The organism is Campylobacter sp. 2018MI01 (assembly GCF_018501205.1).
GTDB lineage: Bacteria > Campylobacterota > Campylobacteria > Campylobacterales > Campylobacteraceae > Campylobacter_E.
The window spans coordinates 24,035-33,624 of sequence record NZ_JAHCZE010000013.1; the positions used below are offsets into that span (position 1 = coordinate 24,035).

Consider the following 9,590-nt stretch of genomic DNA (forward strand, 5'->3'; position numbering starts at 1 on the left):
TCCTTAATTTATTAAATAATTTTTTCTACTTGTGAATATAGTATTTCAACTGGCGTACTTCTTCCAAAAATTGAAACATTAAGTTTTAAAGTACCCCTAACCATATCGTATTCTTCTACAATACCTGTAAAATTCGCAAACGAGCCTTCAGTAATCCTAACACTTTCTCCATTTTCAAAGAAAATTTTAGGTCTTGGAGCTTTTTTATTATTAGCTTTTTCTAAAATCAAATTAACATCCTTCTCACTTAAAGGAGTAGGTTTTTTAGATTCTCCAATAAATCTTCCAACTTTAGGCAATTTTTGAATTTTATGCCATAACTCTATATCTAAATCAATGTTTGCAAAAACATAGCTAGAATATAAACATTTTGCTGTAATTTTCTGTTTTCCATTCTTACCTGTTTCAATAACATCTTCTGTAGGAACTAAAACTTCTTTTAATCTATCAGAAATTCCATTTTCATAACATAATTTCTCAATAGCTCTTTTTACAGCCATTTCGCTACCTGCGTAAGTCTGAATTGCATACCATTTAAAATTCATCTCGCGCCCTTATAAAATACTCTTTAATGAAAAAGACATAATAAAATCAACAAAAGCTAAAAATAAAGAAATAACGGTAACTACAACAACTACCGTAATAAAAGCATTTTTTACTTGTCCTTTAGTTGGAAAAAATACTTTTGCTAACTCAGCTTTTGATAACTTAAAATAATTTATTAATTTTTCCATTTTAAAACCTTTAATTGGCAGGGCAAGAGGGATTCGAACCCCCAACCATCGGATTTGGAATCCGGCGCTCTACCGTTGGAGCTATTGCCCTAAAATTAGCTTTTTAACTTAACTTCTTTATGAACTGTATGTTTTCTTAATCTTGGGCAATACTTTTTAAGTTCTAACTTTTCAGTAGTATTCTTTGAATTTTTAAACGTACTATAATTAATATCGCCTGTTTCTTCGCATTTTAAACCAATTTTAATTCTCATAACATTTCCTTTTAGTTTTTAGAGTAGGTATAAAACCTACTCATTTAAATTACTTAATAATTTTTGATACAACACCTGAACCAACTGTTCTACCACCTTCACGGATAGCAAAACGAGTACCTTCTTCAAGTGCAACTGGTTGAATTAATGATACAGTAATTCTTACGTTATCACCAGGCATAACCATTTCTGTGCCTTCTGCTAACTGAATAGAACCTGTAACGTCAGTTGTTCTTACATAGAACTGTGGTCTATAGTTATTAAAGAATGGAGTATGTCTACCACCTTCTTCTTTAGTTAAGATATAAACTTCAGCTTCAAAGTCTGTATGCGGAGTAATAGTTTTTGGTTTAGCAAGAACCATACCACGAATAACATCTTCTTTTTTTGTTCCGCGTAGTAATACACCTACGTTATCACCAGCTTCACCTTGCTCCATTTCTTTTCTAAACATTTCAACACCAGTAACTGTTGTTGTTTGAGTATCTCTAATACCAACGATTTCAATAGTATCTCCAACTTTAACGATACCTTTTTCAATACGTCCTGTTACAACTGTACCACGACCTGAAATTGAGAATACGTCTTCAATTGGCATTAAGAAATCTTTGTCAGTATCACGAACTGGAGTTGGGATATAGCTATCTACTTGAGCCATTAACTCTAAAATTTTAGCTGACCATTCGCCATCTTTACCAGCTTTTGCTTCTTCTAAAGCCTGTAAAGCTGAACCAGATACGATTGGAGTGTCATCGCCTGGGAAATCATATGAACTTAATAATTCTCTAATTTCCATTTCAACTAGTTCTAATAATTCAGCATCATCAACCATATCAGCTTTGTTCATAAATACTACGATATATGGAACACCAACTTGGCGTGATAGTAGAATGTGTTCTCTAGTTTGTGGCATTGGGCCGTCTGCTGCTGAAACAACAAGAATAGCGCCATCCATTTGTGCAGCACCTGTAATCATGTTTTTAACATAGTCTGCGTGGCCTGGGCAGTCTACGTGAGCGTAGTGACGATTTTCAGTCTCATACTCAATATGAGAAGTAGCAATTGTAATACCTCTTTCTTTTTCTTCTGGAGCATTATCAATATTATCATAATCTTTAAGCTCTGCAAGACCTTTTCTTGATAAAACAGCTGAAATAGCAGCAGTTAAAGTAGTTTTACCGTGGTCAACGTGACCAATTGTTCCGATATTCACGTGTGGTTTATTACGTGAGAATTTTTCCTTTGCCATAATACTTCCTCCGTATTAATAAAATTAATTACTAGTCTAAAATTATTACCTTTTTGAATAAATGGAGCTCATAGTGGGACTTGAACCCACGACCTCTCCCTTACCAAGGGAGTGCTCTACCTCTGAGCCATACGAGCGCTCAGAAAAATTATAACTTTAGACAACAAATACACTAAAACTTAAACTATTTTTGGAAAAACTTGTGAAGCGATAAAAATTACAGCTCCCAGTTCTTGCAAAAAAGTTGGAGCGGGAAACGAGACTCGAACTCGCGACCCTCAGCTTGGAAGGCTGATGCTCTAGCCAACTGAGCTATTCCCGCATCTATAATGGTGGTGAGTCGTGGATTCGAACCACGGAAGGCAAAGCCAGCAGATTTACAGTCTGCCCTCGTTGGCCACTTGAGTAACTCACCTTTATTTATAAAAATAAAGCCTTTTTTGTTCTGGTCAAACACTGCTAAAAATAAAATGGAGCTGGTTAAGGGACTTGAACCCCCGACCTGCTGCTTACAAGGCAGCTGCTCTACCAACTGAGCTAAACCAGCATAAATCAAAAATGAAAGACGGCATTATATGTAAAAATTTTTCATTTGTCAAGAGTAAGTTATAATTTTTTTAAAAAAAGGAGCAATATGAAAATTTTATTTTCACCAAGTGAAGAAAAAATAAATAGCTTAAATGCTTATAATATAGATGAATTAAAGATATTTTTTACTAATTTAAATTTAGACAATCTCTCAATAAAATCTCAATTTAGGAAATCATATATAAAGGAATATATAAATCATTTTGATAATTTAGAATTAATTTTTGGTGTTAAAAATACCCAAAATATATTAAATAATTTCTCTAATAAATTATATAAAGCAATAGTTTTATACCAAGGAGTTAGCTATAAAGAATTAGATTACAATAGCTTAAGTAATGAAGAAAAAACATATATTGATGATAATGTAATTATATTTTCCAACCTTTTTGGACCTATTCTTGCAAATGATGAGATACCATTTTATAAACTCAAACAAGGGGTGAAATTAAACAAAATCAACCAAGCTAAAGAATATTTAAAAGATACAACAAATAATCTAAATGAAATAATAAAAGAATTTGCAATTGACCTTAGAGCTGATATTTATAAAGACTATTATCAAATTCAAATTCCACACGCAACTTTTATTTTTATGAAAAATAATAAGCAATTATCTCATAGTTCAAAAGTCTATCGTGGCAGGGTTTTAAGGCTATTAGCACAAAATAATATTACTAATATTAAAGAATTATCTAATATGATTTATACTAATTTTTCTGTAATAAATATAGAAAATATAGAAAATAAAACAATATTTTATATTGATATAAAGGATTAAAATGGGAAGCTTGTATTTACTAGTTATACTAATCGTATTTTTACTGATAGCATTTTTAATTACGCAATATTTCAACACAAGAATAAATCTATTAAAACAAAAAATATCAGTAATTGATGATAAATTAAACGAAGCAATGAAGCTAATAGAAAGAAATAGATTATTAATAGAAGATAATAAAGAAAATATATTAGCTCAAAAAAAAGCCAGAAAGGACGAAGAATGAATTATTTGCACTTATTAAAAACTCGTTTTGCTTGTAAAGAATTTAATAACGAAAAAGTTTCTCAAGCAAAAATCAATGCTATTTTAGAAGCTGGAATTTTAAGCCCTAGCTCATTAGGGCTTGAGCCTTGGACTTTTTATGTTTTACAAAATCCTGAAAACATTGAAAAATTAAAACAATTTTGTAATTCTAAAAGACAATTTGAAACTTGTGCTTTTGCTGTAATTGTAGCTGCAAAAAATAATTTTGACCCAAAGGGTAGCGTAGTTCAAAATGCACTTAAAAGAAGAGAAGATTTTGATAAAGTTTATGAATTATATTCGCCTTATCTAAAGCGTTTAGAAACTAGAAACGCTCACGAATATGGAGCTTTACAATGTTATATAGCAGCTACAAATATGGTAAATTGTGCTCATACTTTAGGCGTTGATTCTTGCATTATCGGAGGATACGACGAAGCACCGATTAATGAAGAATTTTTACCAAAAGATGAGTTTTGTGCTTTAGTTTTAACTTTTGGTTATAGAGCAAACGGGCAACCAAAGCATAAAAAAATGAGATTTTCGTTTAACGAAAAAGTAAAATTTATATAAGAATTCTATCTTCAAAATAAATTACATTTTATACACTAGCCTTTTTAGGCTAGTAAATCCAAAATTATTTTTTATTATTTGGATTTAATTGAGCACCACGATTTCAATGAACTTTTGCGTGAGCTGGGTTTTGACCTGAAGTGCCTTTATTAGCATTAGCTTGATTTGCTTTATGGTTTGCATTAGCGTTATTCATAATATCTCCTTTCATAAAATAATTTATTATACCCCCCCCCATTCTTAATTTTTACTTAAAAAATATAAATTTAAAATTCATATATTTAAAACTTATTATATATTTAAGCATAAATTAAGAATGGGGGGGGGTATTATCTCGTTTTTATTTTATTTTAAAAGGATTAAAAATGAATGCGACGATTTTATTCTCTCAAATTCAAGACAAGTTGCCTAAGAAAATAGGTGGATTTAAAAAAGCTCTTACAGCAAATCAAAATTACTCAAAACCAATTATGAGTAATGAAGAATTATTAAAAAAACTAGAAAGTTTAAGCGAAACCGAGCTTAAAGAAGTTGCTACAATACTTGAAAAAGACGAGCTTGATAGTCCTAGTGTATGTTTTTGGTTGCACAATTTCGTATTAGGATCTTTCGGTGTTTCAAGATTTAAGGTAGGGCATTTTAAAATAGGTATTATAAAATTATTAATTCTTATAATTTATCAAATAAGTTATATTGCAACGCTTTTAATTAGATTTGATCCACAAATTACTTTTATATTTTATTTATTAGTTTGTGCATTTTGGTTTATAGATTTATTTAGCATAGGTGTATTTTTAAGAAACAAAAACCTAAAAAAGGTTAATAATATCATAGACTTAGTAAAGGCAAGAAATGCAAATTAAAAAGCCTTTTATTGATAGTAAAAACTATCCTTTCAAACTAATTTATAAAGATAAATATTTTGAAGTAGTAGTCGGAGAAGCACAGACAAATAAGGGTGAATTATCAATAGGCATAAGGACAAATCATTTTCCTAAGGATAATTTTCACAATGATTGTTATTTTATTTTCCCATCGCATTTTGGCGTTGAGTTTTTAAAATTATTTATATTAGACAATAACCCAAATAATGAAAATATCTCTCAAGCTATTACAAAAATATTTGAAGATAATAGGAGTAACAATGAAAAAAAATAATAATTAGTTTATTTTTAAGCACATATTTAAGTGCTTTTAATTTTTCTTTTTTTGATAATACACCAAAATGCAATGATGAAGCAGCACTTAAAGCCTTAGAAGAGCTTATAAGAGAAAATGCTCCTGAAGTAATATTTAAATATGGCGTTATTAAAAGCATTTCAAGATGAAGTAGAAAATACGATAATTAAAGCGCGAGAGTTTAAAGATTATGATTATTCATATAATGGTAATTTTGCCGAAAGCTACGCAGCAAATGCTTATAAACCCGTAATTGATTTATTGAATCAAATAATAAAATATGTAAGCAGTAATGTTAAGATGGATTTTTCTAGCTTTGTAACACTAAAAAACGAAGATGATAGAGCAAGATATTGTAATGCTGATTTGAAATTTGTTTATCCAACTATGCCAAATAAATTAAGCAGTAAAATAACAAATGGCAAGATAAAAGGCATAGTTGTGAATGGTGGAGAAAACGAAACTACAATAAAATATAAAACTTATTACACAGATGATAAAGAGCAAGTTTATGTAGAGCTAATTGATTATTAAAATATTTTTACTCAAACCTTTAAAGGCTTGAGTAAATTTTAAAATTTATAGCTTAATGCAAGTCCTATGCTACCGCCTTTGCTAATATCATTAACATAACCAAATCTTACTCCTGCATAAATATTATTCGCAAATGTATAACCTAAAGATATATCAAATTCTGCATTCAAATCTTTGTCTTTTATAGTGTCAAAATAATATTTAAGATACACACCGCCACTCATTGTAAAATTATTTTCAAATTGTTTTCTAGCTGCAACACCGGTCTTTAAAAACATTGAATTTGCACTAACATTAATATCATTTGTATCAATATTATAAAACTTAGCTTCAAAACTTCTACTAGCATAACCTAGACCACCTAACAACGATAAAGACATATCATTACCAACTAAAATTCCATAACCACCAAGTGCTGAAAAACTATTAAAGCTATCTTTGATTTTGCCTTTAACATTATATGAATTTACAAAATCACTATTAATTTCAGCATGAGTAAATCTAATATCATATACAAAATGATTTTCTTCATTTGTGTAAAATCTATTTGCGTACAAATCAGCTCTACCAACAAAATTATCTTCTAAACTAACTCCATTTTCTTCAACCAAACTAGTTCCATAAATATCCAAACCAACAAAATTGCTTGCAAAAGCATTTACACAAATTAACGAAAAAACTAATTTTTTCATAATATCTCCTAAAATAATTTTAAAAATATAATAATACCCCCCCCCACTCTTAATAAAAGCTTAAAAATAAATTATTAAAACCAATTTTTAAGGAATTTAATTATTGATTGTTTTATAATCACAAAAATTTTTTAAGCAAAATAAGGAGCTAAAAATACTAAAAAATATGGGACAAAATTTGCCAAAAAGCACGAAATAATAAATAATTTGAAAGCTTGTTATATCTTATTGGACGATTATTGTGAATTAATAAAAAAAGATGAAACAAATTACTCTTATCAAAACTTAGTATCAGCAATACAAAAAGCTAAAAATTAATTCAAGAACTTGAAAGAGATTTTAACGAAGTTATATCTAAAGCAAATCTTGATTTAGAAAAATATAATTTATATAACAAAAAGAAAAATTGTTTATTCTCTGCTTTAAAAGTTATGAAAAGTATTGTATTTGATAATCAATTGTTAGATTATTGATTTAACTTTAACTACTAATTTTAAATTCTTTAAAACTAAAGAATTTAAAATCAAAATCTAATGTTTTGCTCTATATCTAAAAGATAAAGCTATTTTTATATCTTTTTCATTTATTTTTAATCTCTCTTCAAAATCAGCCAAAGACCTAGCAACCTTTAAAACCTTATTAGCAGCCCTAGCACTTAAATGATAATTATTAATAGCTTTGTTAAAAATATCTCTTGCACTATCTTCTAAAATGCAGTATTTTTTAATATCTTCATCGCTTAATTTACCATTAAACTCATCTTGCTTTCTTATCTCTTTTTGAAAGATAAAAGCCTTTAAAATCTCATCAGCTAAATCCTTGCTACTAACACTTGCTTTTGCGTTCATATCAACCTCATCAACCGCCACATATAAATCAATCCTATCATAAATCGGCTCTGAAATCTTGCTTTTATACCTTATAATATCACGCTCAAGGCATTTGCAATTTTGCTCTTTTTTAAAGAGATTTCCGCAAGGGCAAGGGTTTAAGGCTGATATGAATAAGAATTTAGTTTTATAAGATATTTTTGAATTGACCCTTGAGATATTGATTAGATTATCTTCTAAAGGCTCTCTTAGGCTTTCTATAATTTGCTTATTAAAATAAGTAAATTCATCAAAAAACAAAACCCCATTATTTGCCAAAGCAATTTCGCCTATCCTAGCATTTTTAGTCCCACCACCTAAAATTGAGCTAATAGTTGAGCTTCTATGCGGACTTCTAAAGCTTCTAATAGACGAAAAATCAAGCTTCTCGCCATTTAAACTCCTATAAGCATTATTTTCTAAAATCTCATCAACGCTAAGTGGCGGCATTATATAAACTAGCCTTTTAGCGCACATACTTTTACCACTTCCAGGTGAGCCTTCTAACATAATATTGTGCATTCCTAAAGCTGCTATTTTACAAGCTAATTTTGCTTGTTCTTGACCCCTAATATCTATAAAATCTAGTGGGTAATTTGTATTTTTTATATAACTTTTATTATTGATTTTTATTAAAGAATTAAAAATATTTTCATTATAATTTATTCTAAATTTTTCCTTATCTTCGCTAGTAAAAAACTCAAAAGCTTCAAGTAAATTCCCGACAGCAAAACACTGCAAATTATAAATCAAACTAACTTCACTTGCTAATTCTTTAGGCACTAACACCTTAGAATTTGGCTTAAATCTAGCTAAAAATAATAAAATAGAAAAAAGCCCCGAAGTGCTTTTAATATCTCCATTTAACCCAAGCTCTCCGAATACATAATAATCATTATCTAAATCTTTTTCATAAAAATATACTAAAAGTGCAATTGCTAAATCAAAATAACTACCATTTTTAGGAATATCTGATGGGCTTAAATTTATTACGATTTTTTTGCAAGGCATTGTAAAATCATCAAGATTAGCAAAAGCTGATTTTATCCTATCTACACTTTCTTTGATACTAGTGCTTGCTAATCCTACTATATTAAAGGCAGGTAAGCCCTTTGACATCATTGCTTCAATATTTATTATATTTAGTTCGTTTGTATAAATTGCTGATTTTATATTTTTCATATTTTTACCTTTTCTTTAGAATACTTTAAGTTTATTAATACAAACATGCAATTTATTTGATAATGTTCAAAATACAATTAAAATACATTCATTCTCTAATATCTAATTTTAAAGCTTCTTTATAAGCTTTAAGGTCATAATCTTCTACTTTTTTAATAAATTTATTAAATTCTTTTTCCATATTATCAATAGTAATGATATTTGTGCCTTCATTGATGGCTTTATTAATACGAGAATTTATATGTTTTTTATAATGTTGTTTATCATTTTGCCAATTATTAATATTATCACTAAATCTTTCATTACCAAAGAAATATATTTTTACATTTTTATATTTTGATAATTTTTCTATACTTAATTTATACAATTTTAAATATTTATCCAAATCTTTTTTATAAGATAATATATGATATGGTGGTATTACTATATGAAAATTTGTTTTTGGATTTTGCTCTATATACTTAACTAAATATTTATCTAATATCCTAGATTCATTGGTAATGGTATAAAGATTTTTTTGATAAACAAAATCTACCTCATCTAAAATATAATCAGGCCTAAAGAATTCTAATTGTAAATTATAATAATTGTGCTCTCTTCCTATACAATAATCTTTTTTAGAAAAAAATAAAAAACATTTATAAGGAATTAAACCATTAAAATATGCTTTTATTTTATCTTTAAAATCAATATTAGTATCATATAAATA

At 28.3% G+C, this 9,590-nt stretch carries 13 protein-coding genes and 5 tRNA genes; 6 read left to right on the plus strand and 12 right to left on the minus strand.

Annotated features, from left to right (window positions below; translation table 11 throughout):
- Positions 1-11: 11 nt before the first annotated feature.
- From nusG to KJQ97_RS03660, 9 genes are all read right to left on the minus strand, one after another.
- Positions 12-545, minus strand: coding sequence for a transcription termination/antitermination protein NusG (nusG, locus tag KJQ97_RS03620; RefSeq protein WP_214118200.1), 534 nt, complete (start codon positions 543-545; stop codon positions 12-14).
- 9 nt (positions 546-554) lie between these two features.
- Positions 555-734, minus strand: coding sequence for a preprotein translocase subunit SecE (gene secE, locus KJQ97_RS03625; protein ID WP_214118201.1), 180 nt, complete (start codon positions 732-734; stop codon positions 555-557).
- A gap of 15 nt (positions 735-749) precedes the next feature.
- Positions 750-825: transfer RNA gene (locus KJQ97_RS03630), tRNA-Trp, on the minus strand.
- Positions 826-829: 4 nt separating this feature from the next.
- Complete coding sequence (rpmG, locus tag KJQ97_RS03635; protein ID WP_214118203.1) at positions 830-988, minus strand: 50S ribosomal protein L33; 159 nt, start codon at positions 986-988, stop codon at positions 830-832.
- A gap of 49 nt (positions 989-1,037) precedes the next feature.
- Positions 1,038-2,237 (minus strand): elongation factor Tu, encoded by a 1,200-nt coding sequence (gene tuf, locus KJQ97_RS03640; protein ID WP_214118205.1) that lies wholly within the window; start codon positions 2,235-2,237, stop codon positions 1,038-1,040.
- A gap of 62 nt (positions 2,238-2,299) precedes the next feature.
- Positions 2,300-2,374: transfer RNA gene (locus KJQ97_RS03645), tRNA-Thr, on the minus strand.
- Positions 2,375-2,482: 108 nt separating this feature from the next.
- Positions 2,483-2,559, minus strand: a tRNA-Gly gene (locus KJQ97_RS03650).
- 8 nt (positions 2,560-2,567) lie between these two features.
- Positions 2,568-2,652, minus strand: a tRNA-Tyr gene (locus KJQ97_RS03655).
- Positions 2,653-2,708: 56 nt separating this feature from the next.
- Positions 2,709-2,784 (minus strand) — tRNA-Thr (locus KJQ97_RS03660).
- A gap of 87 nt (positions 2,785-2,871) precedes the next feature.
- On the opposite strand from KJQ97_RS03660, the gene yaaA reads away from it, so the two are divergent.
- The 6 genes from yaaA (at position 2,872) to KJQ97_RS03690 (ending at position 6,138) form a co-directional block, all read left to right on the plus strand.
- Positions 2,872-3,606, plus strand: coding sequence for a peroxide stress protein YaaA (gene yaaA / locus KJQ97_RS03665; RefSeq protein WP_214119983.1), 735 nt, complete (start codon positions 2,872-2,874; stop codon positions 3,604-3,606).
- Position 3,607: 1 nt separating this feature from the next.
- A complete protein-coding gene (locus tag KJQ97_RS03670; RefSeq protein WP_214119984.1) occupies positions 3,608-3,832 on the plus strand; it encodes a hypothetical protein in 225 nt (74 codons plus the stop codon).
- Complete coding sequence (locus tag KJQ97_RS03675) at positions 3,829-4,425, plus strand: NAD(P)H-dependent oxidoreductase (RefSeq protein ID WP_214119985.1); 597 nt, start codon at positions 3,829-3,831, stop codon at positions 4,423-4,425. The genes KJQ97_RS03670 and KJQ97_RS03675 overlap by 4 nt, the downstream gene beginning before the upstream one ends.
- Positions 4,426-4,790: 365 nt before the next feature.
- Entirely contained in the window at positions 4,791-5,288 is a 498-nt protein-coding gene (locus KJQ97_RS03680; protein ID WP_214119986.1) for a hypothetical protein, read from the plus strand.
- The gene (locus KJQ97_RS03685; RefSeq protein WP_214119987.1) at positions 5,278-5,583 is read left to right on the plus strand and encodes a hypothetical protein; all 306 of its coding nucleotides are present in this window, start codon (positions 5,278-5,280) and stop codon (positions 5,581-5,583) included. The genes KJQ97_RS03680 and KJQ97_RS03685 overlap by 11 nt, the downstream gene beginning before the upstream one ends.
- A gap of 141 nt (positions 5,584-5,724) precedes the next feature.
- On the plus strand, positions 5,725-6,138 hold the full coding sequence (locus tag KJQ97_RS03690) for a hypothetical protein (protein WP_214119988.1): 414 nt from the start codon (positions 5,725-5,727) through the stop codon (positions 6,136-6,138).
- A gap of 38 nt (positions 6,139-6,176) precedes the next feature.
- Here KJQ97_RS03690 and KJQ97_RS03695 read toward each other — a convergent pair whose 3' ends face one another.
- The 3 genes from KJQ97_RS03695 to KJQ97_RS03705 form a co-directional block, all read right to left on the minus strand.
- Positions 6,177-6,830: a hypothetical protein gene (locus KJQ97_RS03695; RefSeq protein WP_214119989.1), complete on the minus strand. Its 654-nt coding sequence runs from the start codon at positions 6,828-6,830 to the stop codon at positions 6,177-6,179.
- Positions 6,831-7,360: 530 nt separating this feature from the next.
- Positions 7,361-8,881, minus strand: coding sequence for a YifB family Mg chelatase-like AAA ATPase (locus KJQ97_RS03700; protein WP_214119990.1), 1,521 nt, complete (start codon positions 8,879-8,881; stop codon positions 7,361-7,363).
- An 88-nt stretch (positions 8,882-8,969) separates the two neighbouring features.
- On the minus strand, positions 8,970-9,590 hold a 621-nt coding region (locus KJQ97_RS03705), incomplete at its 5' end, for a hypothetical protein (protein WP_214119991.1).

Coding starts and splice junctions, on each gene's coding strand:
- nusG (WP_214118200.1), bottom strand. CDS start 545: ATGAATTTTAAATGGTATGCAATTCAGACTTACGCAGGTAGCGAAATG.
- secE (WP_214118201.1), bottom strand. CDS start 734: ATGGAAAAATTAATAAATTATTTTAAGTTATCAAAAGCTGAGTTAGCA.
- rpmG (WP_214118203.1), bottom strand. CDS start 988: ATGAGAATTAAAATTGGTTTAAAATGCGAAGAAACAGGCGATATTAAT.
- tuf (WP_214118205.1), bottom strand. CDS start 2,237: ATGGCAAAGGAAAAATTCTCACGTAATAAACCACACGTGAATATCGGA.
- yaaA (WP_214119983.1), top strand. CDS start 2,872: ATGAAAATTTTATTTTCACCAAGTGAAGAAAAAATAAATAGCTTAAAT.
- KJQ97_RS03670 (WP_214119984.1), top strand. CDS start 3,608: ATGGGAAGCTTGTATTTACTAGTTATACTAATCGTATTTTTACTGATA.
- KJQ97_RS03675 (WP_214119985.1), top strand. CDS start 3,829: ATGAATTATTTGCACTTATTAAAAACTCGTTTTGCTTGTAAAGAATTT.
- KJQ97_RS03680 (WP_214119986.1), top strand. CDS start 4,791: ATGAATGCGACGATTTTATTCTCTCAAATTCAAGACAAGTTGCCTAAG.
- KJQ97_RS03685 (WP_214119987.1), top strand. CDS start 5,278: ATGCAAATTAAAAAGCCTTTTATTGATAGTAAAAACTATCCTTTCAAA.
- KJQ97_RS03690 (WP_214119988.1), top strand. CDS start 5,725: ATGGCGTTATTAAAAGCATTTCAAGATGAAGTAGAAAATACGATAATT.
- KJQ97_RS03695 (WP_214119989.1), bottom strand. CDS start 6,830: ATGAAAAAATTAGTTTTTTCGTTAATTTGTGTAAATGCTTTTGCAAGC.
- KJQ97_RS03700 (WP_214119990.1), bottom strand. CDS start 8,881: ATGAAAAATATAAAATCAGCAATTTATACAAACGAACTAAATATAATA.